Source organism: Brevibacillus sp. HD3.3A (assembly GCF_013284375.2).
Lineage (GTDB): Bacteria > Bacillota > Bacilli > Brevibacillales > Brevibacillaceae > Brevibacillus > Brevibacillus parabrevis.
Genome location: NZ_CP085874.1, coordinates 3,088,617 through 3,103,664, shown reverse-complemented (window position 1 = coordinate 3,103,664; position 15,048 = coordinate 3,088,617). Strand labels below are relative to the sequence as shown.

At 51.7% G+C, this 15,048-nt stretch carries 8 protein-coding genes; 1 reads left to right on the top strand and 7 read right to left on the bottom strand.

The features are described from left to right. Window positions 1-36: 36 nt before the first annotated feature. From HP435_RS14870 to HP435_RS14860, 3 genes are all read right to left on the bottom strand, one after another. Window positions 37-534 carry a hypothetical protein gene (locus HP435_RS14870; protein ID WP_122966517.1) on the bottom strand — a complete coding sequence of 166 codons (498 nt, stop codon included), beginning with the start codon at window positions 532-534 and terminating at the stop codon, window positions 37-39. A gap of 13 nt (window positions 535-547) precedes the next feature. Continuing rightward, window positions 548-2,095 (bottom strand): SMI1/KNR4 family protein, encoded by a 1,548-nt coding sequence (locus tag HP435_RS14865; RefSeq protein WP_229049678.1) that lies wholly within the window; start codon window positions 2,093-2,095, stop codon window positions 548-550. 244 nt (window positions 2,096-2,339) lie between these two features. Continuing rightward, on the bottom strand, window positions 2,340-3,809 hold the full coding sequence (locus HP435_RS14860) for a protein adenylyltransferase SelO (protein WP_122966819.1): 1,470 nt from the start codon (window positions 3,807-3,809) through the stop codon (window positions 2,340-2,342). Window positions 3,810-4,015: 206 nt separating this feature from the next. Here HP435_RS14860 and HP435_RS14855 point away from each other — a divergent pair, with 206 nt between their 5' ends. Further along, the gene (locus tag HP435_RS14855; RefSeq protein ID WP_173599352.1) at window positions 4,016-7,861 is read left to right on the top strand and encodes a reverse transcriptase domain-containing protein; all 3,846 of its coding nucleotides are present in this window, start codon (window positions 4,016-4,018) and stop codon (window positions 7,859-7,861) included. 74 nt (window positions 7,862-7,935) lie between these two features. On the opposite strand, the gene HP435_RS14850 is transcribed toward HP435_RS14855, so the two are convergent. From HP435_RS14850 to HP435_RS14835, 4 genes are all read right to left on the bottom strand, one after another. Continuing rightward, entirely contained in the window at window positions 7,936-9,912 is a 1,977-nt protein-coding gene (locus HP435_RS14850; RefSeq protein ID WP_173599351.1) for an AraC family transcriptional regulator, read from the bottom strand. 279 nt (window positions 9,913-10,191) lie between these two features. Further along, window positions 10,192-11,562, bottom strand: coding sequence for a catalase (locus tag HP435_RS14845; RefSeq protein WP_173599350.1), 1,371 nt, complete (start codon window positions 11,560-11,562; stop codon window positions 10,192-10,194). Between the two features lie 403 nt (window positions 11,563-11,965). Then, window positions 11,966-13,669 carry a DUF6138 family protein gene (locus HP435_RS14840; RefSeq protein ID WP_370641074.1) on the bottom strand — a complete coding sequence of 568 codons (1,704 nt, stop codon included), beginning with the start codon at window positions 13,667-13,669 and terminating at the stop codon, window positions 11,966-11,968. Between the two features lie 299 nt (window positions 13,670-13,968). Then, a complete protein-coding gene (locus tag HP435_RS14835; RefSeq protein ID WP_229049677.1) occupies window positions 13,969-14,976 on the bottom strand; it encodes a helix-turn-helix transcriptional regulator in 1,008 nt (335 codons plus the stop codon). Window positions 14,977-15,048 lie beyond the last annotated feature (72 nt).

The window sequence follows — 15,048 nt, the reverse complement described above, 5'->3', positions numbered from 1 at the left end:
CACAATGCCTCGGAACGGTCAGTGTCGTCTGTCTGTCTAAGCCCCCGACTTTTTGCCGATGATCGTGCAATCCGCGAGCACGAGCCAAAAGTTGTCTTCTGCATAGCCTTGGATTGTTCCCTGCACGATATAGCCCGGGTACATTTCTTCCCGTTTGGACTTTGCTCGAAGCGGCGCATCGTCTGCTACTGCATACACCTCATCGCTCACCTTGATGATGACGCCTTGCGGATAGAACATGGCAATCGTTCCCGTCACCGGATCACCGGGCAAAAAGCGCTGCTTCGCTTGCTCAAAAGCCGCCTTGCAAGGCGCTGTTGCCTTTTGCCAAATCGCCTGAAACGCTTCACGGGAAATATCCTCATCGCCTTCATAGCGCTCCACGACTTTTTCGCTCAGCATGAAATCGGGTGCCGCAGACACAAGCGACTGCCCGTCAGTAACCGTCACTTGCCGATAGGCGATCCCATTTTCATCCAGTTCAAAATAGTACAGCTCATTCTCTTCGACGCCATGCGCTTGGAGGTACAGCATCTGCCTCCCCCTTTTATGACCGGACATACGCGTGCCAAATTTCGTCTTCCTCGTCTGTCATATTGCCTGTGATCGTCGAGAAATCGATTTTTCGTTCAAAGCAGTCTTTTAACCGGGCGAATTGCTGGTACGAGCCTGTTATTTTGCGCAAAGAAGCCGATTTGCCCAGCTGCTCCAGCTGCCCAAGCTCGTCGCAGCCGCTAAATTCCAGCGATTGGAGGTTTTCCAGCTCGGCCAGATGTGAAATATCAGCGATGGCCGTTTTTCTCAGCTTGACGGTTTTCAATTGGCGGCAACCGCGCAAGAACGCCAAATCGGCGAGCGACATGTCTTCCAGGCTGATCGTTTGCAGATGGACGAGTTTGCCCAGCACCTTAATCGCGTCTGCGGCATTTTCGCCAAGTCCGGAAATTTTCAGCTCGGTGAGCGCCGCAAGCTCAGCCACACTGTTCAACATGGCCGCGTCCGGACGACTGATGGCGAGGCTTTGCAAGCTGTTGACACGAGCAAGCGCGGAGAGATCGGAAATTCGCGTCTCGGTCAGGTCCAGCTCCGCCAGCCTGGGCAAACACGCAAGCGGCGACAAATCCGTTACGTCTGTCTGAGCCAGATTGAGCATTTGCAAGTACGGCAACCCTTCCAGCGGAGTAAGATCCGCGATCGGGTTTTTCCCCACGTACAATCGTTTCAGTTGCTGGCAGCCGCTGATCGCTTCAATAGAAGTAAGCTTGTTTGCACTCAGCACCAGCTCCCGGACTTCGCGGCAATGCTTGAGCGGAGTGAGATCAGTCAAGCCTTCGTTAATGAAGTAAAGCTGTTTGGCGCGCAAAAATGGCTCTGGCGAATCCCCATTTGCCCGGATGCGCTCTCGCCAGCTTTCCGAAAGACTGTCTAGCCATGCTTGCGGGTCTGCGATACCTGGATCGATGCGCACTGGATGGTAGACCGGAAGCTCCAGTTTGCGGATGGCATCGAGAAAATGAACGGGACCTTGTTGACCGAACGCCCAGAAAAGCTGGTCTTCTTCCTCGTGGATGGAGTAGTTTTTCGCTTTTGCCGTATCATGGATAAATTGCAGCATTTCGGTCAGATTATGGGCAATTACGTATTTGACATGTTCGTCGCGGCCAAAATTGATCACTTGCCCGCTTTTGCCCTGCTCGTCCGGATCGAGGTCGAGTCCAAGGTGGTTTCCGCCCCAATCTTTGCTGATCGGCAGCCAGCAGCGGTTAATATAGCGTTCTTTGATCCAGCCAGGCGGAACCGAGTAATGATCGCCCTCGATTGCGTAGTCGCTCTCCAGGTCCGCCCATATTTTCCATTCCGCCACCAAATCCGTTAACGAGAGAAAGGGCAGCCCGAAAAACAGGCCTGGCCCGTTCTCCTTTTCTCCGTTGCAGACCTGGTATAGTTCTTTCAATTCGCCAGGCAGTTTCATGCCAAGCTCGGCTTCTGCTCGCTGAATCTCCTCTAGCGAAGCTGGTGGATGGAACGCTTCCGCTATGCCCGGCACCTCTGTGCGCAGCAGCCCAAATATATCCTGAATCAATCCTCGCATCATGGAATCTCCTCCCCAAGCAAATCCAATCGGCGCCTGCACCAAACTTGGCTGCGCCGCTGGAATATTTTCTCTTTTCAACCAACCCATTTTAGCATACCGCCTATTAAAAAGAATGTTGCTATTGGCATAGATCACGCACGAAAAGCAAAGGCACAAAAGAAAAAACCTCTGCTTATAAACAGCAAAGGTTTCTTTACCAAGCTTAGCTTGGAATGGATCGCGCAATTGTCAAGTCGATCACGTATTACGTGCCGCAGTACGTCCGATAAGGCCCGCACGCTTCCGGCGGCAGCGACGCGTACTCCGCCTGCTCCGCGGAGTGCGCATAAGGATTGGCAAGCGCGGCAAGCAGCTGCCGAAGCACGCTGTAGTCGCCGTCTTGCACAGCCGCTTCCAGCGCCGCCTCCACACGGTGGTTGCGCGGAATCACGGCAGGATTGCTCTGTTTCATCAACTGCAAAACGTCATCCGCAGATTGAGACTGACGCGCCAGTCTCGCTTGCCACTTCTCCTGCCACGCGGCAAACTCGGGGGTGGCAAACAGCTCGGAACCGTTCAAGCGATCAAAAGTCAGGGCGAGAAACGTGTTGGTATAGTCCGCCCGATGCTTTTGCATCAAGCTAAGCAGTTCTTCCATCAGCGAAACATCGTCGGCTTCTTCGCCAAACATCCCCAGCTTGCCCCTCATCCCGGCCAGCCATGTGCCGTAATATTGCTCGGCAAACTGGGAAAGGGCTTTCTCCGCCATTTGAATCGCCTGGGCCTGATTGTCATGCAAGAGCGGCAACAACGTTTCCGCAAATCGCGCCAAATTCCACACGCCGATTTGCGGCTGGTTTCCGTAAGCGTAGCGCCCCTGCTGATCAATCGAGGAAAACACCGTCGCCGGATCGAACGTATCCATGAAAGCGCACGGCCCGTAATCGATCGTTTCTCCGCAAATCGACATGTTGTCCGTGTTCATGACTCCGTGAATAAACCCGACGAGCTGCCATTTGGCGATCAGCTCGGCTTGACGGCGGATCACTTCGGCCAGAAAGGCGAGATAACGGTTTTCCGCTTGGGCGGCTTCGCGATAATGTCTATGTATCGTATAGTCGGCAAGCGCCTGCAACTCCTCGGCGCTGCCCCACTTGGCGGCGTACTGGAACGTCCCGACGCGAATATGGCTGGAAGCGACCCGCGTGAGTACCGCGCCGGGCAGATCGTCTTCGCGAATGACAACTTCACCCGTCGTCACCACCGCCAAACTGCGGGTCGTCGGGATGCCAAGGCCGTACATGGCCTCGCTGATGATATATTCGCGAAGCATCGGCCCGAGTGCGGCCCGTCCGTCGCCGCGCCGGGAATACGGTGTGCGTCCGGGACCTTTCCATTGCAGATCAAACCGCTCGCCCTCAGGGGTCACTTGCTCCCCGATCAAGATAGCGCGCCCGTCTCCGAGCATCGTAAAGTGGCCGAATTGGTGCCCCGCGTACGCCTGCGCGAGCGGCTTTGCCCCTGCGGGAATCCGGTTTCCGGCAAACACTTCCGCCCCCGCTTGCCCATCCAGTGCATCGGCTTGCAAGCCAAGTGCGGCTGCCAGCGGGCGATTGAAAATAACGAGCTGCGGCGAGCGCACAGGGGTAGGATTTTGCTTGGTGAAAAAGGTGTCAGGCAAGGAAGCATAGCTGTTGTCGAAATTCCATCCTGCCTCAGTATGGGCTTGGGTCATCGTTTCCCTCGGCTCCTTTTGTCTTGTCGTGTTTTGTTCATTTTACCAAAGTGACGGGGAAAAGCATGCATGGGATTTAGTCCAGTGTGCCATGTGTGCTACTATTATGGCTATCAGTCACTATTTTTCGGAAACAACAAAACTGGCACCGATGTGCGACCAGCATCTGGGAACTGTCCCGATCGGGCATAGCAGTAGGAGGAAACATGTCTATTATCGACAAAAAATACGGGGTTTTGTCCCCTCAGAAACAATACGTAACGGATACAGTCATCTTGGCTCAGGCATGGAAAAAGTCACACAATTACATCCGCAGGCATAATTGGTATGCAAATGTATTGGAACTCGATCTTTCCACGCTCGACCTGGAAAATCGCTTGAATGAGTGGTCTCAATCTTTGGAAAGCGAAGAATACTGTCCCGCAAAACTCAGACTGGTTCCCGCTCCCAAAACCTGCACCTGGGAGTTTACTTCTAACGGCTGGCACCCTATTAAAGAGAAGCTTGAAAGCGACAAAACCTATTTGAGACCGCTCGCCCACATCAAAATCCAGGACCAAACCATCGCAACGGCGATCATGCTGTGCTTGGCCAATGCCATCGAAACACTGCAAGGCCCGACAGACATTCCGGATTATCATGAAGCTCAGCGAAAACAAGTTTTTAACTACGGAAACCGTCTGTATTGCCACTGGGACAAAAATGAAGACGGAGAATCCATCGCTACATTCCCGTGGGGCAACTCGAAATGCTATCGAATGTACTACGATGACTACCAAAAGTTCCTGGAACGTCCGAAGCACTTTTGCCAACTGTACACGCATCTGAATCGTCGGGGCACAAAGCATTACGTCTTTTCACTCGACCTGAAGAGCTTCTACGACAGTATTGACAGAGCCGCATTAATTGACGAAGCAGAAGAGCTTTACAACGAATACGTGGAAAGGTTCACGCTAGACGATTCGCTTCAAGCTGATCCTGATTTTTGGGAAATGGCCCGAACTGTTTTCGATTGGGAATGGAACGACTCCGACCAAGCCATGGCAAAACAAGTGCTCAACAAAGACACGCTCCCTGATGGTATTCCACAAGGTCTTGTTGCGGGCGGTTTTTTTTCGAATATCTACCTGCTGCGATTTGATCAAGAAGTAGGAAAAAGCATTCATCAAAAAGTTGCCTCATCAGACTTTTCCGAACCGTTTATCATTCGCGATTACTGCCGCTATGTCGACGATATCCGTTTGGTAGTAGAAGCTGCTGACACCGTTGAAATCGAGCAACTGAAACAAATGGTGACAGAGCATATTCAAGCCAAGCTCAATTCGCATTTGAGCCAAATGGGGGCTGAACCAGATTCCTTGGAGATTCACCCCGATAAAGTCAGCATACAAAGCTATGAAGAAATTTCCAATCAGAGTGACCTCTCTGGCCGCATGCAAATCCTGCAAGGAACGTTAAGCGGCACCCCGGATATCGAAGCTTTGCGACAAATTGTCGGGGGTTTAGACGGTCTCATCCAATTGTCTGAGCAACTTGGCGATTCGGCTGTCGAACATGTAAACAATCTTGCCCTGTCAAAAATCGCCGTCAAGAATGCGGACGTAAAATCCGACACATTGAAGCGGTTTGCAGCGAAACGACTTGTAGACGCGTTAAGGCTGCAAAAAAGCATGATCGGTTCCAGCGATCAGAACCCTACCGTAAACAGTCATATCGACCACGATTTTGAACTGTACGCCAGGAAATTAATTGCCGTTTGGTCGAAAAATCCATCGTTAAGCTCCCTGCTGAAGTTTGGGCTCGATCTCTTTCCTAGCGCAAAACTGTTGAAAGTCGTAACGGAAGCTCTTGAGCAAAAGCTTTATATGAACGTTAACAATGATACAGAGCTCAGCCACCAAAAGCTCGTGATGGAATACGTTTCGGCGGATATTTTGTGCGCGTGTTCTGTCTGGATTGGTCACCACTCGAAAAAGCATGATCCTGAATATGCGGATTTGCTTGCTTTTCGCGAACATCTCGCCGTTTTTGCAAGGAAGATACTAGACGCTCAGGACAAAATGTCCTGGTATGTGAAACAACAAGCTGCTCTCTATCTTGCTTCGGTTGGCCAAGCTTACGTTTTAAATGATGAAAGCAGCGAGTTGCAGCCTTACACACTTTTACATCGTGCGCTTCTTTATAGTGCGATCACCAGTAAAAATCGTAAGGATATGCTAACGATGGCCTTGATCGTCCAACAGCTTCATCCAAATCCTGACAGGTTCAGTTCGTGGTTTGCGGAAGCCTATCAGAAATGGAAGAGGCAGCCTATGCAAAAAATTCGGTCGTTAAAATTCCTTTGCGCGAATCGCCCTGATCTGCTTCAGAGGATTCTCTCAAGCCTGACCATCGAAACAGAGATCGTCCAGCAGGTGCCTGAGCTATCCTCCATCATCTATCGCAATTCGCTCAAGAAACAAGCAGACTGGTCTTCTGCAACTGCAACGAATACGCCTGTCAGTCTCGCCAGTCTCATTACGAGCGCAGATAATCCTTTTCAGCAAGAAAATGCTTTGCTGCATTTGATGTTGGAGTTGCTGAAGCCTGGCTCGGGCAAAGAAGATGCATTTACCCGCTTGAACAGCGAAAACGGCCTGTCCATCGAAGATTTGCAAATAACGATGACGGACAAAGAAGCTTGGCAAAATCCTTATAAAAAGCCGTTTGCCATCACGGTAACCAGTACAAAAAGCTCATACTCTTTGCCAACCCCGCACTGGGTAAAAGCAGAATGTCGGTGGATGTACAATCTCGGTTGTATTTTACGGGCTTGCCTGACTGGCGAATACGACTACACGACGAACTCGTTTCTGATGCGACAAGACCATTCCGTTTCGGCTGGGTACAGAGGATTGCGCTCCACCTGGTTTTCACGCCGCTTTGGCATGTCCAGCCTGGCGAGCAGCCTCTTCCCGGAGCCGTTGCCCTTGTCCCCTTGGATGAGCGAGCTGTTGTTCCTGCTTTTGCAATGGCCGGGTATCGATTATCGCGAAAGGTTTGTTCACGGGATTTCTGCTGCACAGTCCGACCGCAAAAAATGGCTGAAAATCATTCAGAACCGTATGCAAGAGCAGCAGAAAGTATTTGGCAAATGGTCCAACACGCCAGGATACGTATTGCCTGTCAAACTGCAAAAGCGTCAGGACGACCGCCTGTTCCGTGTCGCCATCGTCCAATCCTTGCTGCCATACATGGACGATTTTAACGCCAAAGATCCGATGCACTGGTCTTCGGACTTCCGCGAGAAACACCGTGCTCATATTGCGGACCTTTGCCACATGGTTGAGAAGCATCTGGCAACTTGGCACGCTGCTATAAAAAGATCGGGCAAGGAGTCCGCTTATGTTGCTGATCTGATCGTCTTTCCTGAGCTGTCTGTCCATCCCGACGACATCGACTACTTGCTGAGACTCTCCCACAAAACGAAAGCAAGCATTTTTGCGGGATTAGGTTTTCAAAAAAGAGCATCCGATCAAGCCACGGTGAATCAAGCGATTTGGATTCTCAATTCAGACGAAAATCCACTTGTTGCCGTGTGGCAAGGCAAGCAGCATATGACGAAGCTGGAACGCAAAATGAATATCCAAAGCCACAGACCTTACCAAGCCTATGTCGAGTTTCAAAAAGGCAATCAATCTATACGCGTAGCGGGAGCTATTTGTTACGATGCAACCGACATAGCACTGACGGCCGATCTTCGTGATATTTCCGACATGTTTGTCATCTCGGCCCTGAACAAAGACATCGGGACGTTTGACAACATGGTTTCCGCCTTGAATTATCATATGTTCCAGCCTGTCATTCTTGCCAATACAGGTGAATACGGCGGCTCATCTGCCCAGGCGCCTTTTAGTGGACACGAAAAAATCATTGCTCAAGTACACGGGAAAGATCAGCTTGCCATCAGCATGTTCGATATCGACCCTACCTTATTTAAAACCAAGTCACGTTCCTCCAAGCCAGAGCCACAGGTAAAGTCACCTCCTGCAGGCTTTGCAGGAAGAAAATAAAGCAAAAAAGGCCCATGCAGAGTTGACAAGGAACTTTGCGCGGGCTTTCGCTTTTTCCAAAATGGTCAAACGGATTACTGCTTCGTCAACCAATCCGCAATCTCTTCCGTCTGCGACAACACCGCGATCGGGTCGTAGTACCAGGAGCGTTCTTCCTTCCAGACGTACACATGGTTGTTTTTCACAGCGTCGAGCGACGACCAGAGCGGATCTTTTTTCAAGTCTTCCAGCGTGTGACTGTTCGAAGTCAAGATGATATAGTCTCCGGCGTATTGGGACAAAAGCTCGCTGGACAGCTCCAGCCACTGCTTCTCCTGCAGCGTTTTGGCGATCGCAGCTGGCGGCTTCAAGCCCAGCGCCTGATAGACAGCCTGTCCGCCCCGGCCAAAGTTGTCGCCATAGACGAACATCTGCTTGTCGGTCAGCTCAATAATCGAGAACGACTTGCCTTCGGGAATGACTTTGTGCACGCGTTCTTTCGCGGCGGCGATGCGCTTCTCGTAATCCGCCAGCCAGTCTTTTGCTTCCTGTTCCTTGCCGAGCAGCTTGCCGAAGAAAGTCAATTCCTCTTGAATATTTTTCAACTGTCCATACGGAATGGAGATCGTCGGGGCGATTTTGGACAACTGATCATAGCGGCCCTGGTCGTCGGATGATTCCGTGACGATCAAGTCAGGCTGCAAGTCGATCACTTTTTCCAAGGAGCCGTTGACATCCCCGATGTCCTCGACATTTTTCAGCGCCTCGGTAATATACGGGTTTTGGCGATGCAAGCCGGGCGCTCCGATCGGTGTGACACCGAGTGTAATCAGTGTGCCCAAATATTGATCGGCGACGATGCGCCTTGGTGCGGCTGGAACGACGACATCCCCTTTGACGGTGGAAATGACTTGGGTTTGCGAACTCGCATCCGCTGGCGCAGAGCTCGTTTGCGTCGAGCGATTGGCGTCTGATGCAGCGCTTGTTTCCGTCTGGTTCCCGTTCGCCGCCTGACTTGGCGCTCCCGCATTGCCGGAGCACGCGGCAAGCATCAGGGTCAGGCAGAGCATGACGGTTGCCGCAGCAGATGGTTTGGTAGGTCTGTACATGGTTTTGCGTCCCTCTTTCTTGTATGGATAATGATTCTCGCTATCAATATAACGGCGAAAATCGAGAGCGGCAATGGACGATCCGATGATGGTTGCCGGACGATCTGCTGTTTGCGGCGTCTGTGCTTTTGTCGCCCGAAAACGCGCGGGCGATATTCCGTATACTTTTTTAAACAAGCGCCCGAAATAATACGGGTCGCGGTAACCGACACTCTCGGCGATCTCGCGCAACTGCCGATCTGTTTCCACCAGCAGGCTTGCCGCCTTTTCCATCCGTACGCGAATCAGGTAGTCGATCAGGCTGTAGCCTGTCTTTTTCTTGAACAAGGCCGATAAATGTGGGACGCTGTAGCGCAGCATTTCCGCGAGCGCCTCCAGCGTGATCGGTTCGGCGTAATGGTTCTGAATGTACTGCTTCGCCTGGGCGGCGGGATCGGTGTCCAGCCGTGCCCCTTTCGAATCGAGCAGTTGACGGTGCACGGCGCTTACAAATTGATAAAAGAGTGCCTTCGTCTGGAAGCGCTCCAGCTCGCCCGTGCATTGCCACTGTTCGTCCATTTGCTTGACGAGTGCAAGCAGCTCAATCGGCTGGCACGGCTGAAAGCTGTACGGCAGCTGAAACGGGTCGCTTTTTCGCAGCAAGTTGACGATTTGCTGCCGACTGGTCAACGGGATCGCGGCCCGATAAAAAATCAAGTAGTATTCAAATGCGTCCTCTGTCAAAAAAATGTCCATAAGCGTCCCTTTTCCACTATGGGCGATATCGTATGGCTTGATCGCGTACTCGCTGCCATCCAGACAAATCTGAGCCTTTCCTTGCGCAGCAAACAAAAACGTACTGGCCGGCAGCTTGTACGAGCGCGAGCCGACTTCTCTTCCCACCAGCTGGTGACGCACATCCAACACTTTGATGGACGCATGATTCCAGAGCATGATATGTTCGATGACGCCCTTCACGTCCATGCAATCCCTCCATCTTTTTGTTTCCGTTCCAACTCTCGTCATTATAAATGAAAACGATTATCATTCACATAAAAAAATAACAGCCACAGGCATACTGCGCCTGCGGCTAGTTCGTCTTAGCATGATTAAGGTGCTTGAAGTAACCGTCTACTTACGGTTATGGCGTGATTTCCATCAAAAGCTCGCTGACGGGTGTTCGTTTCTTCGCTCTTGGCATTTTTTCGGAATGTCGAGAAACTCAGCGTCTTATTCCGGAACGTTTCGGATTCTCTGTCGTTGCTATCTCTTCCCGTTGCTCCCGATCTGCCTGGCAACGCGTTCCCCCAGTTCCGGGCTCGCCTGGGTTAGATAGCCTAGCACAATCCGCTGCAACTCCGGCACGGCAGCTCCAAGATCGGAGGCAATGTTGTGGACTAAGTGCTCCTGAAGCACAGGCGACAACGAGTTGTAAAATTGCCCCGGCTGCGTGAAGTCATCCCCTTTTGGAGGTGCAGTGCGCTCAAGCCGCCCTGCCACATAGTTGCCGGTGCCGCTTGTTACCTCGTCAGATGGCTTCCAGTCCGCCTGATGGTTGATCGGGATGCTGCGGAAATTCGGTCCCAACCGATAACGCTGTGAATCCGTATAAATATTGGCGCGGCCTTGAAGCACTCTATCCAATGAAAACTCGGCGCCGTCCAGCATATTGGACGGAGAAAAGGCCAGCTTCTCCACCTGTTCTTTATAATTGTCGGGATTGGTGTCCAGCACCATCTTGCCGACTGGCAGCAGTGGGTACTGCCGCACATCCCACACCTTCGTATCGTCCAGTGGATCGAACGGCAGCGTAGCTTCGTCCTGCGGATTCATGAGCTGTACATACAGCCCGTATTCCACTGTTTTTCCTTGAGCAATCGTGTCATAGAGATCCTTGCCCGCATAATCCGGGTTCTCGCAGGCGAGCCGCGCCGCCTCCTGACTATCGATATACTGCACGCCAGCCAGCGGAACCCAGTTGTATTTCACATAATTGCGGACATCCTGCTCATTCTTCCAAACATAAGTACTCACGCTGTAACCCGGAATGTGACGGAAGCTCTTGACTGTTCCCAGGTCGGAGTACAGTTGCAGCACGAAATGCGTCGCCTCCGGATTTTCTGCGTAGAAGCTCCAGAACCGATTAGGGTCCATCAAGTTGTTGACGGGCGACGGATTGAAGGCGCTGACCGTCTCCACAAACCGCATGGGGTCCCGCACCGTAAACACGGGAAGATGGTTGCATATTAAGTCGAAGATACCTTGCTCGGTATAAAATTTAGTCGAGAAGCCGCGCACATTGCGCGAAGTGTCCGGCGTCCCCCTGTTGCTGGCCGCCAGCGAGAATCGGACAGCAACGGGTACTTGCTGGCCCGGATGCTGCAGGAAACAAAGCTTCGTGTAAGCCCCCATCGAGTGAAACGTCTCGAAATAGCCAAAGGCTCCGAAACCCTTCACATGCAAAGGGCGCTCTAATATGGTCTCATGGATAAACGTTTCATTTTTTTCGTGCAGCATGGTGTCTTGTTCTAGAATCGGTCCACGCTTCCCAACCGTCTGCGAGTAGCGCGACGGTTGCGGACCGCCTTGCCACCTTTGATTGTGCGTCTGATCGCGAGCGTTCTTGTCGTCCATTCCTCTACCTCCCATGCCTACATTCTCACCAATATGTATGCATGGCTATAGGTTGGTTATGACTACGCGTCCAATGCCGATCCGCACGCCGAGAGCAGCAGCCGTCACAGCAAAAGCTCGCTCCTAGGGTGCAACATGACGAACGCTTCCGCCTCGTTGCCATATCGTGCGGAACGAATGAGGATCTCCACAGCCACTGCGCCCAGTGTACGAATTGCTTCCACCGTCGACGTATCACATTTCCTGTACAAAAAAACTGGTGCCTAAATCACACCAGTTCGAAATGAATTGGAACATGAATCAAGCGCGTGCCCTATGAATTTACGTGCGAATCAAATCAACCACCCGCTCCCAAAAACCATACAGCGACCGCTCAGACAGAGTGTCCCCTCTTATACAACCATCATTTTCCAGACTGGTCTTTCGCCAAATCCAGCAAGGCCGACAGCCGTTCTGCTTTCTCCCCTTTTGCTTTGGCAGCGATCTTTGCAAGCTTGTCCAAACCACCCCAGACGATGTAAATGACATGCTCGACTTCAAGCGGCTCTTGTGTTTGCAGCAAATCGAGCAACAAGCTCAAATTAGGCTCTTCTTCCAGCTCTGACTTGATCTTCACTTTCGTTGCGTCGGTACCGTGCACCAAGCACGCGACCAATGTCGGGAGCGACTCTGGATGGACGCCGTGCTTCTCGACGAAGGCAGCCGTAAAATAATCTTGCACGGACTGATGCTCCAGATCGATCGTGTCCAAATACTCCTCCACCAAAGCAAAATACTCAGCGTCCGCCAATCCCAGCCCGAAGACGGCATATGTGCCAGGCAGTGCATTTCTCTCATCATCGGCATCCGTATACCACTCATAAGTGACCATGGCAACGCGGGCGTAATCGGCAAGCAACGGGTGCAAGTTCGGATAAGCCAGCGCGTTGGCAAAAAAGCGATGGGTTCCCGACTTCGCCAATCCTTTGATCGGCAAAAACTGCTTGACGCCGGATTTGAGCTTGATTTGATAGCTTTTCGGAAAACCGCTCTGCAACAACGCGCAAAGAAATGCAAGGGCCTGCGCATAGCTCTCTTCGCGCTCCTGCTTGATCGAGATCGTCACGGTGGCAAAGACGTCATTTGCCAGGCACTCGACCTGTTCGTCACGCAGAACGGTCAGCTCGCGGGAGAGCGTGCCGCTGCCTTCCTTCATGAACTGCGAAGCGCGCTTGCTGCCGAGTTCAACAGCCCGCTCCAGCCAGGCAATTCCTTTTTGTCTGCTATAGGACGGTTCATACTTGATCACAGCGACGGCGGCATACAGGAACAACTCCATAGCCCCTTCGTCGATGTGCCCAGAATCGAAGCCGCTCTTTCGTTGATAAGTCTTTTCCTGCCACGTTTTGGTCACGACATCAAAATAAAGCGGCAAAAACGAGCCTTCCACCCAGTCCGTCAAGGCATTGACGATCTTGTGCTGATGTTCGCCAAGCTGTTCTTTTTTGCTTTTGTTTACTTCCAAAATGCGATCAAACACCCGGATGGCTTCGTGGCAATCCGTCTCGGGAAACAGTGAGCGGTTCAGCAGATGACGCGAAAGGAAAAACGTCTCCAGCGGTTTGGTCGGGCCAGTTGAAGCCGAAAACAGTTGCGTGCGATAAGCGGAAATCTCCGCCAGCAGGCGTTGCTGTTTTTCCGCGTTGAACAGCTCGACAATCGGCAGCTTTACTTCCCCCGTGTCTGTCTGAAACTTGCCCCAAAACGAAAACTGGTAGTTAATCAGCGCTTGGGACGAGAGAGTTTCCAGCTTTTCTTTTATATAGGCGGCAAGATGCGGGACGACCTGTTCCCGCACGTCTGTCTCTGACAAATCCGCCTGCTTCGATCCTAAGCGCCGAAAGTCTCCTGGCGTGTCGTCAAAATCAAGCTCCCAATCATCCAGCTCCATCAGGACAACGCTGGCCCGATCATTTTTGTATTCGAGCATGGCAGAGTCATGAATGCCCACTTGCAAAGTCGTGCGGCGGACAATCTCATCGGCGTCTTTTTCCTCGATGTAGGCGAACCATTTGTCAATGGCTTGCTCCATCTTATTCACTGTTGGTTCCAATGTAGAATGGATCACAATCGTTTCAGCCTCCCATATCTTCCAAGGGGGAGCGTACAGCCTATCAGAACATACATTCTCTTCCCCGGTTTTCTCTCATTATAGTAGATTTCAGCCATTTTTCCAGAGAATGACATGAAAATCCGCCCAAATGCCTAGTCGGGAAAAGAATGCCTTGGCTATTTTCTTAATGTTCGCCTTTAACCTCATGATCATGGACAGCGAAAAGTATTACCCCCGTGATTTTTTTCACTTCGAGCCGATCATAAAGAAAACAGGCGAATATTATTACCCACATAACAAATTATAGTTCGTAATTAAACACTCCGAAATCCCCTGCTCTTCAAGTAAGCAGACGGATTCACCCCGTACTTTTTCCGGAACTTCTCAGCAAATTGTCCCAGGTTGTTGAACCCTGCCATGCTGGCGGCATACGTGACATTGACGCTGCCCTCCTCCAGCAAGCGTCTCGACTGCTCCAGCCGCTGATCGATCACATAAGCATGCACAGGCAAGCCGAACAACTGTTTAAAGCCTTTTTTCAACTTGTATTCATTGAGGCAAATTTGCCGGGACAGCTCGGCAAGACTGGGAGGCGACAGCAGATTGGCATCGACGATTTGTTTGGCTTGCCACAAACTGGTCAAGTCCGTCTTGGACAAGGTGACTTCACGAGGCAGCGTGTCTTTTTCCCGCAAAATCTCATCGATGTACACGGCCAACAGCTCCAGCACCTTTCCTTCCAAATACATGCGTCTGACTGCGGCTTGATAGGGACAATTCAACATTTCGTGGAGGATGCGCCTCACCAAAGGCGTCATTTTTTTGTTGTCGTACAGACTGTCATGTTCCGTCAAGCGTGCCCATTGCTGTTCAAGCGAAGCGACGGGCCACGCCTGCATCAGTCTGTTTACATCCAGCTTTAGCGTCAGGCTGTGAAACCTGCGCGCGGGATCGAATTGGCACGTGCTGCTCGTCATCGCTCTCCCGAAGGCGGTCACTTCACCCGAAGCGATTCCGTAGTCCCGATGTGTGTCTGTTGACAGCCATTGCATCCCTTCTCCCAGGCAAAAGCATATTTTCATCCAGTCGTCCTGTTCCGTGCTGCTCATGCTCAATTCCTCGTGTAAAACGATGTCGCAAACCATTATTTCCAGCATCGTGTTCAGGCTGGTTTTCTGCCAGTACCCTTTGCCGATCTGATCGGGCAACGATAACGTTTGCTGAAACGAACCGTTTTGATAGAGCGCATTCAAATCGGTTGCGAGCGCACAATGCTTGTCCTTGCGATTCTCGATTGCGTACCAGTGTGCCGCTTGACTCATGGGGTCGTTCACCTCTGTGTTGTTTCTCTCATCTGTGATCCAACGACAATAACCCCGCCGCTCGGACGGGAT